The following is a 21,240-nucleotide window of genomic DNA, read 5'->3' on the forward strand; positions in this document are numbered from 1 at the left end:
ACTCGGCGGTGCCGGCGGTGAAGCGGTCGCCGGTGAGCTGCATGCCGTCGCCGGAGTCGCCGGCGAAACGGATGATCACGCGATCGAGTTGCTGGGTCGGCTTCCGCCTTGCTCGGCCGGACACGGCGGTGGGTGGGGGGTCGGGATTCACCGTTGCATGGTTTCAGGGCCGGATTGGCCCTCCCATCTGCGCGTTCCGGGGAATGGACCCCTCAGACCCAGACGAAGCTGCGCAGGCTGATCGGCACCGTCGTCGGTGGCGCCCGCGCCTACGTCCGGCCCGGCCTGACCGACCGCTCCCGCGCCGAGTGAACGAGTGATCACCTGAGCCCCGCTCACCACCCCGCCTCCCGCGGTCACCTGACGGTCGGAGAGCCAGGCCCCGATCAGGTGTCCATCAGGGCGGCCGCCTCCTCCTCCGACAGCCGGTCGATCTCGGTGGCGAGTGCGGCCTCCACCGCGACGGCCAGGCGGCGCACCGTCCTGGTGAGGAAGAGGGCGTTGACCGGCAGCTCGATCTCCAGCTCCGAGCAGATCCTGGCGACCACCCGGGTGCCGAGCATGGAGTGCCCGCCGAGGTCGAAGAAGTCCTCGTCGACGCCGAACCCCTGCCTGCCGAGCACCTCGGTCCAGATCTCGTGGACCAGCTCCTGCGCCGCCGTCTCCGGGGCGGCGGCGGCGAAGGCGACAGAGGCGGCGGCCGGTGCCGGACAGGGCAGGGCCGCACGATCGAGCTTGCCGTTGGGAAGCCGGGGGAAGTCGGCGACCGGGACGAAGAGGCTGGGCACCATCGTGGACGGCAGGCGCTCCTGCAGGTAGGCGCGGAGTTCGGCCACGGGCGCCGCCTGGTCCACGTATCCGACCAGGGCGCGGCCGCCGGGGGCGTCGTCCCGGACGGCGGCCACGGCGCGGGTGACGCCCGGATGGCTGGTGAGGGCGGCCTCGACCTCTCCGAGCTCGATGCGGACGCCTCTCACCTTGACCTGATCGTCCGCCCTGCCGACGAACTCGAGGGTGCCGTTGGCCAGGCGGCGGACCAGGTCGCCGGTGCGGTAGAGGCGGCCGCCCGCCGTACCGAAGGGGTCGGGGACGAAGCGTGCGGCGGTGAGGGCGGGCCTGCGGTGGTAGCCGCGTGCGAGGCCGTCGCCGCCGAGGTACAACTCGCCGATCACCCCGGGCGGCACCGGGTCCATCGCCTTGCTCAGCACGTGGGCGGTGGTGTTGGCGACGGGGGTGCCGATGGGGACGGCCTGGTCGCCGGGGTGCATGCGGTGGGTGAGCGACCAGATGGTGGTCTCCGTCGGGCCGTACATGTTGTGCAGCTCGACGGCGGTCTCCTGCAGGCGCGTGGCGAGCGAGAGCGGCAGCGGCTCGCCGCCGCTGAGCACGCGGGGCAGGCCGGGCGGCAGCTGGGCGGCGATCTCCTCAAGGACGGACGGCGGCGCCTGCACGGTCGTCACCCGCTGCTCGACGAGGAGCTCCGTCAGCGGGCCGTCCGGCGGCGCGACGACGACCGTCCCCCCGGCCAGCAGCGGCCCGAACAGTTCCAGCCCGGCGATGTCGAAGGAGAGCGGGGTGAGCAGGAGCATGCGCTCGTCCGGGGTGAAGGCCAGCGACTCCACGAGGTTGACCACGCCCCGGTGCGGCACCATGACGCCCTTGGGCACCCCGGTCGAGCCGGAGGTGTAGATGGTGTAGGCCAGGTGGTCGGGGGTGACGTGCGGCAGCGGCGGACCCTCGGCGGCGCGGGGCGCGAGGTCGGTCAGGATCTTGACGCCGCGTAGCCGTCCGGCCAGCGCCGCCCTGCTCAGCGCGAGCGTGGCCCCGGAGTCCTCCAGCATGAAGCGCAGCCGCTCCTCGGGGTAGCGCGGGTCGAGCGGCACGTAGCAGGCCCCCGCCTTGAGCACCGCGAGCAGCGCCACGACGAGGTCGGCTCCCGGCGGCAGGCAGACCGCGACCGGCGTCTCGACGCCGGCCCCGCGTGACACCAGGAGTCGGGCGAGCGACTCGGAACGTTCGTCGAGTTCGCCGTAGGTGAGAGTGCGGTTCTCGTGCGGGACGACGACCGCGACAGCTCCTGGCGTCCTGGCGGCCTGGCCGGTCACGAGCTCGTGCAGCGTCGCCGCGGGATAGGGGCTCGTGGCTCCGTGCCAGGAGCGCGCCACCTCCTCGCGTCGCCCGGCGCTCATCAGCGGCAGGCGCGACAGCGGCAGCGAGGGGTCGGCGACGGCCGTACGGAGCAGCGCGAGGTAGCCCTCGGCGAGGGCGGCGATCGTGTCGGGGTCGTACAGGTCGGTGCTGTACTCCAGCCAGCCGTGCATCTCGCCCTGCGTGTTCTGCAGCTCCAGCGTGAGGTCGGTCTTGGTGGTGCCGGTGCCGATCTGGCCGCGCACGTCGAAGGGCAGCTGGTTGAAGGCGATCTGGTAGAGCGGCGTGCGCGCGGGGTCGCGGGGCGGGTTGACCGCGCCGACGATGCGGGCGAAGGGGACATCCTGGTGTTCGAGTGCCTCCATGACCGTGTCGCCGACCCGCTCCAGCGCGTCGGCGAAGGACGGGTCTCCCGACAGGTCGGTGCGCATCGGCAGGGTGTTGACGAACATGCCGATGATCGGGTTGAACTCGGGTTCCTCACGGGCGGCGACGGGCGAGCCGATCACCACGTCGTGCTGCCCGCTCCAGCGGGCGAGCAGCGCGGCGAACGCGGTGAACACCACCGTGAACGACGTCACGCCCCGGGCTCTGGCCAGCGCGCCGACCTGGCCGGACAGCTCGGCGGGGACGGTGAAGGGGTGCAGGCGTCCCGCGTAGGTGAACTCGGCCGGCCGCGGACGGTCGGGGGTGATCTCCAGCGGCACCGATCCGGCCAGCTTCGTGCGCCAGTAGTCCAGGCCGGCGTCGAGGGGCTGATCACGCTGCCAGACGGCGTAGTCCGCGTACTGAATCTCCAGCTTGGCCAGGACGGGCTCGCGGCCCTCGCGCAGCGCCTGGTAGACCTCGGCCAGGTCGTCGGCGAAGATCGCTGCCGACCACGCGTCGTAGACGATGTGGTGGGTGACGATGATCAGGCGCCACTGCCCGCCGCCGAGCTCCACCAGCCGCGCACGCCACAGGGGCGGGCTGGCGAGGTCGAACGGCTCGGCGGCGTCGGCGGCCGCCAGGGCGTCGAGATCCTCGGGCGAGCCGCTCAGATCGGTCCTGGCCAGCCGTACCGGGAGGTTCTGGGCGATCACCTGGACGACCTGCTCGTCGCGCAGCTCGAAGCGGGTGCGCAGGGGTTCGTGCCGGTCGAAGATGATCTGGATGGCCGTTTCGACCAGCTCGGGGTCGATCGGGCCGAGCCGCTCCAGCTTGGAGACTCCCGCGATGTTGTACAACGGCAGGCCGGGGTGGAGCTGGTGGAGGAACCAGATGCGCTCCTGGGCGAAGGAGGCGGGGAAGACGTCTTCGGTCACAGGCATGCGCGGATCTCCCTGGTGATCGGCTCCAGCGCGCTGACCTCGCCGATGGTGGCCAGCCAGTGCCACTGGTCGAGCGCGTGGTAGAGCCGGTAGAACGCGAGCCGTTCCTCGTGGTCGGCGGGCAGCTCGCCGTACCCCTCCAGCAGGGCGCGGCGGCGGTGGACGTCGCCGCGGACGGCGAAGTAGTCGGTGCGGGCCAGGTCCATGAGGGGGTCGCCGGCGAGGGCGTTCTCGACGTCGATGAGACCGGTCAGCTCCCAGCGGCCGTCGCGCTCGGCGACCATGACGTTGCGCTCGTGGAAGTCGTGGTGCAGCAGCACGGGTGTGGCGCAGCGGGCCAGCAGGCGCCGGTCGGCGCGCACCCGCTCCACGAGCGAGGCGTGCAGGGCCGGATCGCCGCCGAACTCCGCGAACTGGGCGAGCTTGAGGTCGAACTGCCCTCCGACGTAGGCGTCGTTGGTCGGTTCGCGCAGGCCGTCGATCGGGCCGAACGAGGTCAGCTCCACGCCGTGCACGGCACGCAGCAGGCCGCCCATCTCGCGGTAGAGCCGCAGGATCGTGTCGTGGTCCAGCCCGGCCGACACCTGCGACAGCGGCCTGCCCGGCACCTTCGTCATGACGAGGTAGGCCTGCGGCAGGTCCCGCCTGGAGTCGTCGGCGCGCACCACCGCCGGTGCGGCTGCTCCGGTACGGCCGAGCAGCTCGTAGACCTGCTGCTCCTTGCTCATCCGTTCGGTGAACAGCCCGGGGTAGAGCTTGAAGATCAGTTCCCTGCTACCGGTCCTGACCTCGTAGACGGCGCTGATCTCGCCTCCGGTGCGCAGCGTCACCTCACTCACCGGCTCGCCGATCAGTTGGCTCGCCTTGGCCGCGCTGAGCGGCATGGTCAGGGCCTTGGCGAAGGCGGGCGCGCTCCAGGCGAGGCTGACGGTGTTGCCCGCCCGAGCCTGCAGGGCCCGGGCGCCGACGAGGTCGTCGGGGTCGGCTTCCGGCACATCGGTGTCGAACCGCGCCAGCACGGGCACGCGCATCGACACCAGCGCGTGGACCGCGATGCCCAGCCCGAGCACGATGTACATCAAGGCGATGCCGCGGCCCTGCCCGACGCCGATGACCGCGCCCACGCTGCCGGCCAGCGCGCCGCCGGGAGCCATGAGCGGCTCCAGCAGCCGCTCGCCCAGCGGGGCGACCACGGCCATGCCGACGGGCAGCGTCGACCAGGAGACCATCTGGTTGAACGCCATGACCCGGCCGTGGAAACGCTGGGGCACCTTCACGTGGATGATCGTCATGAAGACGCCGTTGACGATCGACAGGCTGCACCACAGCCCGAACGCCCCCACCCCTACGACGGCCGGCGAGGCGTGCAGCCCGGTCAGGATCGCGAACACGCTGAGCGCGAGGGTCCCCAGCAGCACGGCCCGCATCCGGCGCCGGCGCGGCCCGCCCCACAGCGCCACCACGACGCCGCCCAGCGTGGCGCCGAGACCGCCGACGAACGAGATGCGCCCGGCGGTGTCGAGGTCGGCGAACGACAACACCAGCGGCGAGATCGACATCAGCACCGCGGCCAGCATGATGTTGAGCACCGCGAAGTAGATCAGCGCCGCCCGCAGGTGCCGGTTGCCCAGCGACATGCGGAATCCCTCGGCGATCTCGGCCGCCAGCGTCTCGCGCCGCTCCAGCCCGAGCGTCGCGGGGAAGCGGATGAGGGCCAGCGCCGCGAGCACGACGGCGAAGCTGGCCACGTCGATCACCAGGATGCCGCCGAGCCCGATCCCGGCCAGCAGCGCGACGGCCAGCAGCGGGGCGACGAACTGGGAGGTGCCGATGAGCATCTGGACCACGCCTGCCGCGTGCCCGAGATACTGCTTGGGCACGAGCTGGGGCAGCGCGGCGCTGTAGGCCACCCGCTGGAAGACGAGCATGACCGAGAGCGCGGCGACCAGCGGGTAGATGTGCCAGGTGGCCAGGCTCCCGGTCCACAGCAGCACGCCGAACAGGAGCTGAACGCCTCCGGCCAGGCAGTTGCCCAGCACCATCATCCGGCGTTTGCCGCTGCGGTCGACGACGGCGCCGATCAGCGGGGAGGCGATCACGCCCGGCATGATCGCCAGGGCGACCAGCAGGGCGAAGTTCAGCAGGGATCCGGTGGTGGTGTACACCCAGATCGGGATCGCGAAGTCGGTGACCGCGGTGCCGACCATGGAGACGAGCTGGAACAGCGAGACCGCCAGGAATCGGCGCAGGCTCGGCGGCGGCGCGTCCGCGCGGGGCGGTTCCTGGCCGGAGGTCGCCTCGACCCACCACCCGGCGGCCGGTCCGCGAGCTGAGCGGCTGAGGGCGTCGGCCGAGCCGTACTCCATCGCGATGTGCGTGTTGGTGAGGACCTGGGCGAGGTCGTCGGCACGATATTTCAGGTAGTAGTGACCGGCCTCGTCGAGAATGACCAGCGCGTTCGTGGGAGACAGGAACTGCCACTCGCGGTAACGCTCACGGTAGTAGTCGGTGGCCGGGTCCTGCTCGCCGACGACCGCGATGACGGGCGCGCGCAGGGGTTCGCCCCGCTCCGACAACATGCGGGTGAACGACTCCTCCGCGATCAGCGTGTCGCGCCGCTGGTTGCGGACCATGAACCTGACCTGCTCCTCGTCCAGGCCGGAGATGTCGTTGCCCATGGCCTTCATGCGGTTCTCGTAGACGCGGTCGCCGCGCAGCCGGTCGCTGCGCAGCAGGCGGCCGAGGGGCCCTGCGACACGTCCGCGCGGCCGGGCGAAGGGGAAGATGGCGCCGATGTAGACCGCCGCCAGCTCCCTGCCCCGGGCCTCCAGCCGTCTGGCGACCTCGGCGGTGACCGCGCCGCCGATGCCGCAGTGGCCGTACAGGGCGATGGTGCCGTCGATGTGGTCGAGGATCTCGCGCACGCAGCGCTCGATGACCTCCTCCAGCGGCATGACCGGTTCGTCGGGGCGGCCGGGGTCGTGGCCGGGGAAGGCCATGGAGTAGAGCGCGCACTCCTCCGGCAGCGCGTCGGCCAGGGGCTGGTAGACCAGGGCGCTGCCACCGCCGTACGGGAAGCAGACGAGGGTGAGCGCGGGCGTGGTGCGGGAGCGGGTGAGGCGGTGCAGCAGGTCGCGGGCCTCGTTCCCGGCCGGTGCCGGACCGTCGATGAACGCGGCGAGTGCGCGCACGGTCGAGTGTTTGAACAGGTCCATGACGCCCACCGAGCGGCCTTCGACCGGCGCGAGCAGCTTGCGCAGCCTGGCCACGACCTGGATGGCGACCAGGGAATGGCCGCCGATCTCGAAGAAGTCGTCGTCGGCCCTGATGCCGGGCACGCCCAGCAGGTCGCCCCAGATCCCGGCGACGGCGATCTCTGTAGGCGTGCTCGGGGGCGCGCCCTCGCCGCCGGTGCGGGTGGGTTTCGGCAGGGCGGCCCGGTTCACCTTGCCGTTGGGGCTGAGGGGAAGCGTGTCCAGCCAGACGTAGGCGCCGGGGATCATGTGGTCGGGCAGCAGTTCCTTCAGACGGGCACGGAGGTCTGCCTCCTCGCCTGTCAGGTAGGCCACCAGGCCCTCCGGATCGGCCACGACCAGGGCCTCGCGCACGCCGGGCTGTTCGCGCAGCACGGCCTCGATCTCGCCGGGCTCGACCCGCTGCCCGCGGATCTTGACCTGGTGGTCGAGGCGGCCGAGGAACTCCACGGCACCGTCGCGCCGCAGCCTGGCCAGGTCGCCGGTGCGGTAGAGGCGTTCTCCCGGCGAGCCGTACGGGTCGGGCAGGAAGCGCTCGGCGGTCAGGCCCGGCCGGTCGTGGTAACCCTGCGCCACCTGGACGCCGCCGATGTGCAGCTCACCCGGCACTCCGCAGGGGACGGGCCGCATGCGGGCGTCGAGGATGTGGATGCGCGTGTTCTGCACCGGATGCCCGATCGCGATCCGCTGCTCGCCGGGCACGCACCGCCAGGCCGTCACGTCGACGGCGGCCTCGGTCGGGCCGTACAGATTGTGCAGCTCCACCCCGGGCAGCCGCTCGAAGAAGCGGGCGGCCACGGCGGCGGGCAGCTCCTCGCCGCTGCAGATCACCCGCCTGAGCGACCGGCAGCGCTCGATGCCGTCCTCCTCCAGGAAGGCGGCGAGCATCGACGGCACGAAGTGCATGGTCGTCACGCGTCCGCTGATGATGAGGTCGCGCAGGTAGGCGGTGTCGCGGTGGCCGCCGGGCTCGGCGATCACGAGACGGGCGCCGGTGATGATCGGCCAGAAGAACTCCCAGACCGAGACGTCGAATCCGGCGGGCGTCTTCTGCATCACCGCGTCGTCGCCGCCCAGGCCGAAGCGGCTCTGCATCCAGTGCAGGCGGTTGACGATGGCGGAGTGGGGGTTGGGCACCCCCTTCGGGCGGCCGGTCGAGCCCGAGGTGTAGATCATGTAGGCCGGATGGCCCGACGTCAGCGCGACGTCCGGCAGGGGGTCGTGCTCGTACGTCGACTGCTCGGGCAGCAGGATCGCCGCGCGGGCGTCCCGCAGCATGAAGTCCAGGCGCTCGCGTGGATAGTCGGGGTCCAGCGGGACGTAGGCGGCCCCTGACCGCACCACCGCCAGCAGGCTCACCACCAGGTCGGGCGAGCGCTCCATAGCGACCGCGACCCTGGCGCCCGGCCGTGCGCCGAGCTCGCGTAATCGCCGCGCCAGATCAGCCGACCGCCGCTCCAGCTCGGCGTAGGTAAGCCGCTGCGCGCCGTACTCCAACGCGACCGCGCCCGGCGTGCGCGCCGCCTGCTCCTCGAACAGCGCGCCGAGCGTCGCGCTCCTGTCGTACGGCACGCGCGGACCCTCTGCCAGGGCGAGGAGCCGCTCGTGCTCCCCCTCGGCCAGCATGTCCAGATCGCACACCCGCAGCTGCGGCGCCTCGGCGGCGGCGCGCAGCAACGTCACGAACCGCTCGCCCAGCTCGGCGACGGTCTCCTCGGCCAGCAGATCCCGGTTGTAGACGAACAGCGCGTCCAGCCCGTCGGCGCGCTCGGTGAGGAACAGCTCCAGCTCGAACGGCGCCGCCCGGGCCGTCAGAGGGTACGGCTCGGCCACCAGCCCCGGCCAGGCGGCGCTCTGCTCGTCGTAGCTCTGCAGGGCGAGCGCGACCTGGAAGACGGCGGTACGCGAGGCGTCGCGAGCCAGCCCGAGCTCCCCGATCAGCTGCTCGAACGGCAGCAGCTGATGGGCGAAGGCGTCGAGCGTGCTCTGCCGCACCCTGGCGAGCAGCTCGGCGAAGGTGGGATCGCCGCCCAGCTCGGCCCGCATCGCGAGCATGTTGACGAACATGCCGATGAGCGGCTCCAGCTCACCGCGCGCCCGCCCCCCGGCCGGGGTGCCGACGGCGAAGTCGTCCTGCCCGCTGTGGCGGCCGAGCAACGCCTGATAGACGGCCAGGACCACCATGTACAGCGTGGCGTCGTGCTCGCGCGCCAGGCGCTGGGCGGCGGCCAGCAGCTCGGGCCCGATCAGAAAGGAGTACGAGGCGCCGTCGAAGGTGGCCGCGGCCCCGCGCCTGCCGTCCAAGGGCAGGTCGATGGGCGGGACGCCGGACAGCCGGGCGCGCCAGTAGGCGAGATCGCCCTCGTCGACCGGGCGCCCGCGCTGCCAGACGGCGAAGTCGCCGTACTGCAGAGGCAGCTCCGGCGGGGTGTGGCCCGCGTAGAACGTGCGCAGCTCACCGGCCAGGATCTGCGACGACCAGCCGTCGGCGGCGATGTGGTGAACGGTCACCAGCAGGATGTGGTCGTCGTCGGCCAGGCGGACCAGGGCGGCGCGCAGGGGAAGCTCGGTGGCGATGTCGAACGGCCTGCCCAGCTCCTCGCTCAGCAGCTCGCGGGCGGTGTCCTCGTCGGCCGCGGTCAGCGTCTTCAGGGGGATCGCCCCGCCGGCGGAAACCTCGACCACCGGCCTGCCGTCGTGGTCGGCGGGAAAACGGGTGCGCAGGATTTCGTGCCGGTCCGTGACCGCGTGAAACGCGCCGTGCAGGCGTTCACGATCGAGATTCCCGCGCAGGCGCAGGACGAGAGGAATGGTGTAGGCGGCTGTGCCGGGAGCGAACTGCTCCATGAACCACAGACCTTCCTGGGCGAAGGTCAGGGGAATCTCGTCGTCTGGCCGCCGTCGCGGGATGCCGGCCGGCCTGGTGGCGGAGCGGCGGCGGAGGCGCTGGTCCAGCAGGGCTCGCTTGGTGTCGGAGAGGTGGACATCGCCTGAGGAAAGCCCGGGCGAGCTTGTCAATGCCGTCTCACTTCCTAGGGTGAACGCCACATTAAGGAAGATTCATACACACTCGCCTGTCTCCTGACAAATGCCCTTTTGGGTTAGGTGATTTAGCCCGAATTATCCATCCATAAAGGGTGCATCTGGACTGACGCGTAAGCTCGACACCCTGGGATGGGCCGCGCCCTGCTCGGACCCCGGCGGATCGCCCGCCCTGTGGTCCGCGGCTCCTCCGCCCGGCACCTGATGCGTTCTGGCCGGCCGGACACCTCTGCCGGGAGGTGGGGAGTCCCCGTTCACGACGATGTCGGGTAGGCCTCAGGCCCTCAAGTGGTCCGCTATGGCCGTGGGCATCCTCGGCCTGTTCCCGCAGGGACTGGCTCCCTTGGGCATCAAGCTCAGCGGCTCGCCGGCCAAGGTCTCGTTCCTGGCCCTGCACGTGCCCGAGCCGTGGCAGTGGACGGCGATCGCCCTCATGGCCGCGATCGGACTCGCCGGCACCCGGGGCGCCTGCCACGTGTGCCAGGCCGAGAAGAGGCGGCTCGGGGCTGGAGCCGTACCATCGCCTTCGCAGAACATCGCAGACGCCTGAGTGACGAGAGCGGAGACCGCCGGGCTCGCCTCCGCCGACGATCTTCCACAAGTGAACGCGCAGTCACGTGGCCTGTTCGTGTCCTCCAGGGATCTCGGGCGTCGCCATTCGAAGAGCGGATCCGTCGCGCGGCCATGGCCCAGGTCGCAGCCACCTGACGATCGGTCAGCTCAGGGCATCTCCGGCGCGCACGCGTCGCCGCTCCGGGCTTGGCCGGACGCCTCGGCAGGTCTGCGAGTGCGACATGCCTCAGGGCCGGACAACGTGCGTAACGCGCCTGACAAGATCGTCACGGGCCGGATGTGCGGCGGTGGCCTGGCCGGCATCACGGGGCGCATTGAGGGCCCGGTTCAGGATGCGGTGAACATAGTCGGCGTCCGCGGGGGCGTTGTCGATGAGGATGGCGGTGCACAGGCCGTCGGAGGCGGCGACGAGGGCGGCGATTTCCTCGGGGTCGTGGGTGAGGGTGGCTGCGAGTTCGGCGACGTTCTCCCGCCAGCGGCGAGCGACGGGTGCCAGGGCCGGGCGGCGAGCTGCCAGGGTGGACAGCTCGCGCTCGGCCAGGGCGCGTTCACGGCCGGGCCCGCCGGACTCCGCGATCAGCTCGGCCAGCCCGCGAAGCTTGTCGCCGGGGCCGTCGAGGATCTGGAGGATGCGAGTGGTGTAGGTGTCGGCGACGCTGGACAGGGCCGCGACGAGCAGGTCATCGAGGGTGGCGAAGTAGTAGGTGCTCAGGCTGGTCGTGATGCCGGCCTGCTTGGCGACGGTGCGGTGGGTGACGCCCGCGGCGCCGTCGCGCGTGACGATGGCGAGGGTCGCGTCGATGATCTCGGCGCGGCGTTTGTTGCCCCGGGCCTTGCGTCCATCGGTGTGCGCGCTCTCGTCGTTCATGCACCCCTCCTGTGCGTTCCAGGGTAGTGGTGCACATCACCGCTGCTCCGTGCCACCGTGGGTGTTCTCTCCCAGTGAACGCACCTGCCGTAGCGCCGTGAGGCAGAGCACGGCCGCCATGACGATCGCGAGACCGGCCACGGCTGAGGCGGTGTTCACCCCGCTCGCGAAGACGCGCCGTGCTTCCTGCACCATCGGTGCGGGCACGTGATCGGCTACCGCCAGTGCTCCGGAGAGGCTGCCGGTGAGACGTCTGCCGATCTCGGGCGAAACGTCCGCGGGAGTGGCCATGCGGGCGGTGTAGAGGGCGGTGGTGAGGCTGCCGAGGACCGCCACGCCCACCGCGATGCCCAGTTCCTGGACGGTCTCGGACATCGCCGCGGCCGAGCCGGACTTGGAGGCCGGTGCGGCGCCGACGACCATGTCGGTGCCGAGGGCCGCGATCGCGCCGAGGCCGAGGTAGATGAACGCGAATCCGGCCACCACCATCGCCGCGTCGCCGGTGCCCGCGGCGGCCAGCAGCGCGTAGCCGATCACCGAGAGGCCGAGTGTGCCGGCCATGACGAGGCCGGGGCGCACCCGCCTGGCGATGAGAGGCGCGCCGATCGCCGCGGCGAACATCGCCAGTGCGGGCGGCCCCATCCACAGGCCCGCCACGAACGGCGTCATCCCCGCGACGAGCTGGAGATACTGGGTGACCAGGTACATGGTTCCGCCCACCCCGACCAGACCGATCAGCAACACGCCCAGCGCCACGGAGAATGTCCGGTTCGCGAACAGCGTGACATCCAAGAGCGGTGAGGCCAGGCCGCGCTGGCGACGCACGAAGGCGACCCCGGCCGCGGTGCCCGCTACGACGAGGAACACCGTGCTGAGGCCGAGGCCGTGCGCGGCGAGGTGCTTGATCGCGTATATCACCGGCAGGATCGCGACCAGCGACAGGGCGACGCTGACCAGGTCGACGCGGCCCGCCTGAGGATCGGCATATTCGGGCAGCAGCGCCCGCGCCCCGGGCAGCACGACGACCGCCACGGGGACGGCCAGGAGGAACGCCGCTCCCCACCAGAACGTGTCGACCAGGGCGCCGCCGACCACGGGACCGGCTGCCATGCCCAGGGCGAACATCATCGCCCAGATGCCGATCGCGACCGCGCGCTGGCGCGCCTCGGTGAACATGTTCGAGATCAGGGACAACGTCGAGGGCATCAACGTGGCCCCGGCGACCCCCAGCAGCGCTCGGGCGAGTATCAGCACCTCGGCGCTCGGGGCGAAGGCGGCCAGCACCGAGACCGCGGCGAATGCGGACATGCCCATTACCAGCAGACGACGCCGTCCGATCCGGTCACCCAGCGTCCCCATGGTGATGAGCAACCCGGCGACGAAGAAGCCGTACGCGTCCATGATCCACAGGGTTTGCGTCGTGGACGGGTTCAGCGCTTCGGCCATGCTCGGAAAGGCCAGATAGAGCACGGTGAGATCCAGGCCGAGGAGCACCGTCGGCAGCGCGAGCAAGCCCAGGCCCGCCCACTCTCGCGGCCCCGCGGGCCGAACCGTGGCTTCTGACATGACGCCCTCCCTCAGTGAAAGTGTTTGAACGTTAGTACAAATAGTACGATGGTTCAATGTGTTGGAGAGTGGGCGCATGGGCCCGTCCCGCCTGTCGCAAGCGTGTGCTCCTGGGGTGGCCCTCCTGAGACGCACACCGCGCGAACTCGTGCCGACCGAGTCGCTGGACGTCGCAGGCCCCCATCCACGTGGGGCGAGATCGACCGGGGATGTCCACCGGCCGTGGCGCGTCCCCGAATACCGTTACCGGTGGCGACGTCCCCGCCGGCGCCACCTCGCGCGCCGGCCCCGTCCCGCGCCGGGCGACCTGGGAGATGGCGATGGGCCGTCTTGCGAGCACCGCAGTGCGCGTTCATGCAACCGTCGCTACTCTCGAGCGGCGGCAGAGCCGGGCGGGCCGGGGCGCGGGAGCCATATGAACGCCGGCCTGGTCAGCCGACCCTTCCTCGAGCCCGCGCCCGTGCGACTCAGCGCCCAGGTCACGGCCAGGTTGTCGCGTATTGAGGACCGGGCACGAGTGCCTTGCTCATCCAGTATTCGGATACCAGGACCATCCGGCCCGTCGTTCGTTGATCGGGCTGCTGGTCCTGCGCTCCCGCTGTCCACCCCTGCTCGCTCCGGGGTCAGTGGAGCCTGCGCCGCCTCCGGCAGCTCGCCGCGCCCGACTCCCGCCGCGCCCGGCGGCAGCGATCTCCCCTGCCTCGACCGACAGCGACACAAGGTACGACGAGCGCCACCGGCTCACCAGAGCCCGGTTGAGCCCGGTGGCCCAGCCGCCGCGCGTGCCGAGCTCCTCGGCGGAGGCGACCAGCGCGTCCTCGCGCCACAAGCCGCCGGTGCCCGGTGCGGTCGCGCGCCACCAGCGTCCGAATGGAGCCCAGTCGGGCAGCCAAGGGTGAGAGAGGCGAGAAGGGCCGAAGGGACCAGAAGGGCGGGGCAGGTCCCATAGCTGTGCGGACCGAAGAGCGTAGAGGCCCGGCAAGGCCTTGGCCCGGCAGCACCAGGTCGCTCACAGACGGTCCGCCGAGTCCGGGGCAGATGAACAGGCACGGGTGTTACGGCGTGCTGTCCCGGGTGGCCGGTCGGTCCATCTGGTGGGTGGGCCTGAGTCCGCGCATGGCGAGATCGGCGACGTCGCTGACGAATGCCTCGTCCTGGGGTCCGGGTGCGATGAGCAGCCGGTGCCCGTGATCACGGTGGTCGTCGGCTGCGTCCACAAGCGCACCCGGGAGCATGCCGCCTGCTAGCGACGTCGAGGAGCCGGCCAAAGGCGTCAGCTATTGCACCCGCTGCGCGCCGCCTGGTGAGCGTGAGCATGCGTGCCCGATGTGGCTGCTGCGTGAGATGGCGGGGTGCCGGCTTGAACAGCTCCTTGCCGGCCGGCCCCGCACTGCTCAGCGGGAGCTCACAGTTCCCAGTCCTCACCGAGACCGGTGTTGCACTCCCTGGACCAGATGACCCAGTTAGGAATCCACGCTCTGGCGAGGGCCTTCTTGTGTCCGACGTGGATGCAGCCGGTGCTGTAGGCGCCCTTGGGGGCCATGTTGCCGGAGACGTAGGCGTGGTCCTGGCCCGGATCGGTGTAGCCCCGGTTGTAGATGGCCCAAATCCAGGCGCCGTCGCAGTCGGGGTTGCCGTCGGACGGTGTCTGGCAGGCGAGGCGAGTGGCGCCCGGGTCGTAGTAGAAGCACACCGATCCCTTGGGGCACACCCAGGCCAGCGTGGCCTTCGCGGATGCCGGAACGGCCAGGGTGGTCAGGACTGTCGTGGCGAGAACCAGGGCGATTCGGCGAAGGAGAGGCTGTCTCGAGTTCATGGCGGCGACGGTGCCATCGGCCGCTATAGATCCGCTTTTCGGCAGGCGAAGGGTCATTCGGGGTCGGTCTGCTTGAGGCGCCCGGTTGTGCGAGCCCGGTCGAGGATCTGGTCGCCCGCCAGAAGTCCGTGCCGGCGACCTTGCCGACTGCTGCTGGGAAAGGCGTGACCCGGACTGCCGAGGCGGCTCGTTCCGCCACTGTTGACGGTCCAGATCCTCCACACGGATGCCACGCCAGCAGCGCTGCTCGACCTGGTGGCTTCTTGGCCGCGACGAGTCCGGATGACCTGGTCCACAGCCGTGCCCCGGCTGCGAATAGCGCTGACCTTCCCCTGGTCCGGCATCTCTGCCTGGCCCCGCCGTCCCGCCTCCAAGATCGTAACGACAAGGAGACGCGCGATGCCCGAGATCGCGCCCACCCTGCTCTCCCGCTGATCGGAGGGTCACGTGAACCTGCGCCTCTCCCGCCTTGAGGCCGAGCCGACCGGGAGCCTGTTCACCTCCGCCGCCCGGCAGATGGCCGCCTCTGCTGCCGGGGCTGCCGACTGGGTCGGCCGGCTCATGGCGAGCCGACTCGCGCCCACCGCCAACTCTCCGAAGCCTGACACCCCGGAGATCCTAGATGCCTGTACGCGCAGCAGCCCCCGAAGTTCATACCGGCCAGGTACGGCCGAACAACGATCAAGGCGTCGCCGGCCGAACCCTCCGCGTGTACGCGATCGAGGACGGCAAGGCCGTGTGCACGATTCTCATCCATTCAGGAGTGCCTGGACCGGCACGCCGCCAGAGACGGCGAATCGCCGTGGATGCGCGACACGCGAGGCAAGACCGCCCGCATCTCCCCGGCGCGCTTCCGGCCCACGACGACCCAGAGGCCGACTCCGCAGTCACTGCGAGCGTCCTGTGTGACGACCACGGCACTCGTATCCGCCCCCAGCCGCTGGAGCCGCTGACTCCTCACGGCTGCGTGGAAAGCAGCGATCACGAGAGGAGGGCTGACCAGCAGGACCGGCGCACTCCTGGCCGCGCTGCCACGGCCGGATGGACGACCTCGAGTTGCCCGCTCCGTCTCCTCCAAGGACCACCGAAGGTGGGTGACGACATGCACAAGCGTCTCGCCGAGGCGCACGCGATGATCGCCTCCCGCTAACCAGGTTCGGCGGCCCCGGCCCCGACCGAGGCCGCCGACCTCGCTGGAGCGCGGGCGGCTGATCTAGCTGTTCCGGTACCCAGGCGGCGACGTACAGCTCACGGCGGAGGAGTCCCCGTGGCTGACCTTCGCCCTGTGGCGGCGCCGACCTCAGGCCGGCGCCGCCTTCACATCAGCCCCACTCCCAGTCGCGCCGCTGCGTCCACTCCCACTCGCGCATGCCGTCCTCCTCTCCTCGTAGGTGGTGGCCTCGATGATCGGCGGGGCGGCTGGAATCGTGCTGGACGCCCTGGAAGGGCCGTCGCTGATGCTCCGTGCCGGCATGCCGCGGCCCCGGCTAGGCCGTGCCGCCGTTCGAAGCCGCTTCGCTGCCCGCAATGACCCCGCCACTCACCGGCTCGCCCCGGACCACCCGCACCGCGCACTCGTGATGCCGGAGGAGTTCGGCTTGATGCGGTGCCCTGCCTGCGGGGCGCGACCGACCGCCGTCTTCTTCGTCGCCGAAACCGTTGAAGGCAAGCAGCCGCTCGTCGTGGGCGCCCCACCCCCGCCCGCGACGCTGCCCGTGCAGGCCATCGAAGTGACCGGCTGGTGGTGCACCGGCTGCGCGAATGGTGGTGCCGCGTGAACCGAGACAAGGAGCAGGTCGTGGAGCTCGACCCGTCCGTGCGAAGCCGGTCATCATCACGCACTTCGCGAACGGCGACGTGCTGCTCCTGCTCCCTGGAGACGAGACGTGGCCGCCGCGATCTGTTGCACGAAGTCATGCCTGGAAGCCGCGGTCAGCGAGCCAGACGCAGTCGGATCGATGTCAGGCCATTTCTCGGGGCGATAGCCTGACGTTTCACAGTGCGCCCAATAATGGGATGTGACGCGTCCGGCGAATCGGTAGCGTAAGAAGCAGCTTGAAGCCCTGAAGGAACGGGTCGAAGACCATCGGTTATCTTCAACTGATACAGCCGGTGTTCACCCTCACATCCGCTCCTTCAGAGGCTGAATGGCTGGTCAGGTCTGGTGCTGGCACGGGTCGAAGTCTCGTCGGTTATCCACTGTTAATGGGGCGGTTGCGGGTTCGAGTCCCGCCGTGGGCTTCGGCTCACGTAGCTCAATGGGTAGAGCACCAAAAAGGCCGGTGGGCGTCCCCATATCCGCGCCAGTTCCAGATCTGATCGCTCGTCAGCGCTGCCAGAGGTACGGGTCGAATCCGTTCGGTTATCGAAGGTTCGATTCCTCCCGGCCCCTCCCCAAGGGGCCGTCGCCCAGTTGGTTGGGCATCCGGCCGGTCTCCCACATCCGTGCCGCTGGCAGGGCTGACGAGCGGGGGAGCGGGTCGAAGTCTCATCGGTTATCGGGACCAGGTTGTCGCAGGGTGCGAATCCTGCCGGGGCTTCGGCTTCGGTAGCTCAGCCTGGGGAGATCGACTGCTTTAACGCCGGTGGACACTCACACATCCGCTCCCTTCGTCATATCCGCCTCCGGGCGGGTCGAACAAAGGAGCATCACCATGGCGCGTGACCCTCTCGCCGCGGTCTCGATGATCGCGACCCCGCAGACCCAGCCGATCCCCGGCCGGACCGATCAGGTGAAGAACGCCGCCGGCGGCTACGTCTTCGACAAGGACCTGTGGACCAAGCTGGAGGACTTCCTCATCCTGGGCACCACGGGCGGCACCTACTACGTCGGCGAGGACAGGCTGACCGCGGACAACGCCGGCGTGTTGTTCCAGGCGATCGCCGAGGACGGGCCGCGCGTGGTCGCGCTGCTCACCGAGATCTCGACGGCTCGTCCGCCGCGCGCTCCGAAGCAGCGTCCCGCGCTGTTCGCGCTCGCCGCGGCGTACGCGCAGGGCGACGCCGACACGCGCCAGGCGGCCAAGGCGGCGTTGGCGAAGGTGGCCCGGACCACTGACCATCTGGCGCAGTTCTTCGGCTACTACAAGAACCTCGGCGGCAAGCCGACCGGCCGGGGTACGGCGCCGCGTGTCGGGCGTTCGCTGCGTACGGCGCTCGGTTCGTGGTTCCTGCAGGGTGACGCGGACGGGGTGGCGTTCAAGGCGGTCAAGGCCCGCCAGCGGAAGACTCCGCAGGGCGAGGCCTTCGATCTGCGGGACGTGCTGCGGATCGCTCACCCGCAGGCTGACACCGGGCAGCGGCGGACACTGTTCGGGTGGATCGCCGGGAACGTCTCCGACGCCGAGGCTCGCAACGAGCTGCCCGCGATCGACCGGTTCCTGACGGCGAAGGCTGTCACCTCGGTCGAGCAGGCCGTACGCGTGGTGACCGAGGCGCGGGTGCCGTGGGAGTTCCTGCCGGACGCGATGCTGAAGGAGCCGAAGGTGTGGGAGGCGCTGGTCGACACGATCGGTATGACCGCCCTCATCCGTAACCTGGCCCGCATGACCCGGTTGGGGGCGCTCAAGCCGATGGGTGACGCAACCTCCCGTGCTGTCGCCCGCCTCACCGACGCCGACGCGATCGTGAAGGCGCGCATCCACCCGATGGACGCCTGGCTCGCGCTGCGCGTCTACGGCTCCGGTACGGCACAGCCGAACCGGCGCGCCGACCGCCAGACGTGGCAGCCGGTCGCGGCCATCACGGACGCGCTGGAGGAGACGTACGAGCTCGCGTTCGGTGCCGTCGAGCCGTCCGGCAAGCGGCTGCTCGTCGCGGTCGACTCGTCCGGGTCGATGAGCTGGGGTGGCGGAGTCACGGTGGGCGGCTCGCCGATCGGCTCGCCGTACGAGGTCGGCAACGCCATGGCCGTCATGCTCGCCCGCGTGGAGAAGGGCAACGTTCACGTCATCGACGTCGACACTTCGGTCCACGCGTCGAAGGTGACGCCGCGCACGAACCTGCGCGAGATCGCCTCCTGGCAGCCCTCGGGCGGCGGCACCGACCTGTCGCTGCCGTTCACGTGGGCACTCCAGCAGCGCATGAACGTGGACGGCATCGTGGTCTTCACCGACGGGGAGACGTGGGCAGGCAAGAGCCACGCCTCGCAAGCGCTGCACGCCTACCGGTCGTCGGTCGGTTCCGCCGCGCGGGTAGTGGTCTCCGCGATGACCGCGGCAGGGCACACCATCGGCGAGCCGGGGGATGATGGGGTGCTGAACGTGGCTGGACTGGACGCCGCGTTGCCTCGTGTGATCAGGGAGTTCGTTCGCTAGGGGAGGTGTCCGGCGCCTCGATGGCTGACCATTCGAGGGTGTCGTCTGCTCGTCGAGGAACCGGATGCAGGCTGCGCTTCCAGCAGCGCGGCGGTAGTGAACCTCTTGCCGGGAGGCGGCTCCAGGGTGCCATTGGAGCCGCCTCCCTCTCAGGGCAAGACGACCATCGAGCCGATGGGCAGAAATTGGCACAGCACGCAGACCACCCGTCACCGCCGCGGACGTTTCCCGCGAACGTAGGGTCCGTAGCTGTTCGCGTTGGCTTCGGCACAGGTCCTGAACCTCGGCTTTGTCTGCGGCTCGGGATCGGGCTGCGGCACCTTCGTGGTTTCGGCCGCTCGGCCGGCGCCCCGTCGGCTTGGCCTGCCCGCCGGGCTTGGGTGCCCGCAGACCCCATCGCTTTATCGAACATATGATCTATACTTCCCTGCTGCATGCAATTACGATCTTGGTGTTCACTTCCGGACAAAAGGGAGATCGCCTATGAAGCGTGCATTGATCGCTCTAGCCCTCGCCGGCTCGGCCGTCGTCGTTGCCACGCCCGCCGAAGCCGCCGTCGCGGCCGTACGGCTGGCCAACACGGCCGAGGTCGCCCAGGACGTCGCAAGGTTCTGGCTGGCGGACGACGGGGCCAACCTGCGGGCCGCCACGCCGTACACGGTGCGGAGCGCGATCGTCGCGCAGCGGGCGCCCGACTTCACCCCCGCTGGAAAGCCCGCCCTCATGCCGCCGCTTCAACCGCTGCAGCCGGTCGAGGGGGAGGCGCCGCCGACGGTCGGCAAGGTGTACTTCATCGGCAGCGACCTGCAGCCGCACTGGTGCGCGGGCGTCTCCGTGCGGAGCACCTACAGGAACACGGTCGCCACCGCCGGGCACTGCCTGATCGACAGTGAGGCGCCGATGGGTGCGCTGTGGAAGTGGGCGTTCGTCCCGGGCGGCGCGTCGCCCGCGCTCTACGTCGGTCGGCAGGGCTTCACGCCCTACAGCTACGAGGATCTGCGAGACCCGGACGGGGACGTGAGCTTCACGACCGTGTGGAACGGCGTCACCCTCGCCGCTGATGGTGCGCTGGTGGACGCCGGGCGGCTGGCCGACAACGTGGGCGCGCAGGGGCTCGCGTTCAACCAGCCGCTGGGCTCGACGCGTGAACTCTTCGGCTTTCCCTCCGGCGCTCATCCCGGCGGCGACGTGCCGTACGGCGGGCAGGACCTGGAGCGGGCGGCGGGGACGACCTTCGCGGCGACCTGGCTCGCGATCGGGAATCAGCTCGTCGGGGTGGACAGCCCCTTCACCCACTCGCTCGGCACGACCTGGCTGCGCGGTTACTCGCCTTCCACCCGTCTTGGGTATCTCGACGGGCTCACCATCGGGGTGTCGGATCTCGACGGCGACGGGCGGTTCGACACCAGCGTCTCGGCCCATTTCGGCCCCGAGACCGCCGAGGCCTTCGCGGCGGCGCGTAACATCGCGAGTGGCACGATCATCTGACCCTCGGGGCCGACGGCGATCGCGTACGGCCTTGGCGACCGGGCAGAGCAGCTGATCTGTGCATTCGCCGAGGCGGTGCGGTTCACCGCGAGCCGTTCATCATGACGCGCTGCCGCCGCCCGTCGCGGACGGGCATCGCGTCGCTCAGGCGCCGTTCAAGAACGGTCGTGGCGGGCGGCGATGCCGTCCAGGACGAGCGCGAGTTTGCGCTCGAACCACAGTGCGGCGGGTTCCGCCAGGGCCCGCCGCATGAGCGGGGCGAGCTCGGCCCCCACGGCGTCGGCCCAGGCGCCGGCGGTGGCCTCGCGTACGCTGCTGGCGTCCGGCTGCTTGTCTCGGGCGGGCGCGTCGAGCTGCTCGTCCCGGGCCGGTGCGTCCAGCTGCTCGCCACGGGTGAAGACGTCGATGGTGAGGTCGAACACCGTGTCGACGGCGAGGAAGGCCTCCTCGGGCGCGAAACCGTGCTCGACCAGCTGCCGTACGGCGGAGCCGAACCTGAGCATGATCTCCCGTGGAAACCCGCGCAGCTTGAGGAACTCCCGCATCAACCCGGGATGCCCCTCCAGCAAGCCCCACAACGCCCTGGCCTGCGCCTCCAGGTCGGCTCGCCACGAGCCGGTGGGGGAGGGCCAGCTGACGCGCTGCAGAGCGCGGTCGACGGCGAGCATGACCAGGCCGTGGCGATTCCTGACGTGGCGGTAGAGGGCCGAGTGGCTGACCTCGAGGCGGTCGGCCACGGCGGCCATCGTCAGGTGCTCGAAGCCGACGGCCAACGCCGCATCGGCGATGGCGGCGCGGGTGATGCTGGCGGGGCGGCCACGCGGACGGCCGAGCACCCGCCACTGCTGCCCGGCCATGC

Annotated in this window: 12 protein-coding genes; 5 read left to right on the forward strand and 7 right to left on the reverse strand. The window is 70.6% G+C overall.

Annotated features, from left to right (window positions below; genetic code table 11):
• The first annotated feature begins 174 nt into the window (after positions 1-174).
• A complete protein-coding gene (locus tag HNR30_RS46485; protein ID WP_181616664.1) occupies positions 175-312 on the forward strand; it encodes a hypothetical protein in 138 nt (45 codons plus the stop codon).
• A gap of 74 nt (positions 313-386) precedes the next feature.
• Here the strand turns inward: HNR30_RS46485 and HNR30_RS46490 are convergent, their stop codons facing one another.
• Both HNR30_RS46490 and HNR30_RS46495 read right to left on the reverse strand, forming a co-directional pair.
• Positions 387-3,458 carry a non-ribosomal peptide synthetase gene (locus tag HNR30_RS46490; protein WP_181616665.1) on the reverse strand — a complete coding sequence of 1,024 codons (3,072 nt, stop codon included), beginning with the start codon at positions 3,456-3,458 and terminating at the stop codon, positions 387-389.
• Entirely contained in the window at positions 3,449-9,730 is a 6,282-nt protein-coding gene (locus HNR30_RS46495) for a non-ribosomal peptide synthetase (protein WP_181616666.1), read from the reverse strand. Before HNR30_RS46495 ends, HNR30_RS46490 begins: the two co-directional genes overlap by 10 nt.
• Positions 9,731-10,052: 322 nt before the next feature.
• Here HNR30_RS46495 and HNR30_RS46500 point away from each other — a divergent pair, with 322 nt between their 5' ends.
• Positions 10,053-10,304 (forward strand): hypothetical protein, encoded by a 252-nt coding sequence (locus HNR30_RS46500; protein WP_181616667.1) that lies wholly within the window; start codon positions 10,053-10,055, stop codon positions 10,302-10,304.
• Positions 10,305-10,553: 249 nt separating this feature from the next.
• On the opposite strand, the gene HNR30_RS46505 is transcribed toward HNR30_RS46500, so the two are convergent.
• The 4 genes from HNR30_RS46505 to HNR30_RS46520 form a co-directional block, all read right to left on the reverse strand.
• Entirely contained in the window at positions 10,554-11,195 is a 642-nt protein-coding gene (locus tag HNR30_RS46505; protein ID WP_181616668.1) for a TetR/AcrR family transcriptional regulator, read from the reverse strand.
• A gap of 36 nt (positions 11,196-11,231) precedes the next feature.
• Positions 11,232-12,761 carry an MFS transporter gene (locus HNR30_RS46510; RefSeq protein ID WP_181616669.1) on the reverse strand — a complete coding sequence of 510 codons (1,530 nt, stop codon included), beginning with the start codon at positions 12,759-12,761 and terminating at the stop codon, positions 11,232-11,234.
• A gap of 1,055 nt (positions 12,762-13,816) precedes the next feature.
• Positions 13,817-13,978 carry a hypothetical protein gene (locus HNR30_RS46515; protein WP_181616670.1) on the reverse strand — a complete coding sequence of 54 codons (162 nt, stop codon included), beginning with the start codon at positions 13,976-13,978 and terminating at the stop codon, positions 13,817-13,819.
• Between the two features lie 188 nt (positions 13,979-14,166).
• The gene (locus HNR30_RS46520; protein WP_181616671.1) at positions 14,167-14,577 is read right to left on the reverse strand and encodes a hypothetical protein; all 411 of its coding nucleotides are present in this window, start codon (positions 14,575-14,577) and stop codon (positions 14,167-14,169) included.
• A gap of 1,394 nt (positions 14,578-15,971) precedes the next feature.
• On the opposite strand from HNR30_RS46520, the gene HNR30_RS46525 reads away from it, so the two are divergent.
• The 3 genes from HNR30_RS46525 (at position 15,972) to HNR30_RS46535 (ending at position 20,381) form a co-directional block, all read left to right on the forward strand.
• Positions 15,972-16,355 carry a hypothetical protein gene (locus tag HNR30_RS46525; protein WP_181616672.1) on the forward strand — a complete coding sequence of 128 codons (384 nt, stop codon included), beginning with the start codon at positions 15,972-15,974 and terminating at the stop codon, positions 16,353-16,355.
• An 876-nt stretch (positions 16,356-17,231) separates the two neighbouring features.
• Positions 17,232-18,893, forward strand: a complete 1,662-nt coding sequence (locus HNR30_RS46530; RefSeq protein ID WP_181616673.1) for a TROVE domain-containing protein — start codon at positions 17,232-17,234, stop codon at positions 18,891-18,893.
• 483 nt (positions 18,894-19,376) lie between these two features.
• A complete protein-coding gene (locus HNR30_RS46535) occupies positions 19,377-20,381 on the forward strand; it encodes a trypsin-like serine peptidase (RefSeq protein ID WP_181616674.1) in 1,005 nt (334 codons plus the stop codon).
• 155 nt (positions 20,382-20,536) lie between these two features.
• Here the strand turns inward: HNR30_RS46535 and HNR30_RS46540 are convergent, their stop codons facing one another.
• Positions 20,537-21,238 (reverse strand): TetR/AcrR family transcriptional regulator, encoded by a 702-nt coding sequence (locus tag HNR30_RS46540; protein WP_181616675.1) that lies wholly within the window; start codon positions 21,236-21,238, stop codon positions 20,537-20,539.
• Positions 21,239-21,240: the final 2 nt, after the last annotated feature.

Origin of the sequence: Nonomuraea soli, from assembly GCF_013761175.1 — a bacterium.
GTDB lineage: Bacteria > Actinomycetota > Actinomycetes > Streptosporangiales > Streptosporangiaceae > Nonomuraea > Nonomuraea soli.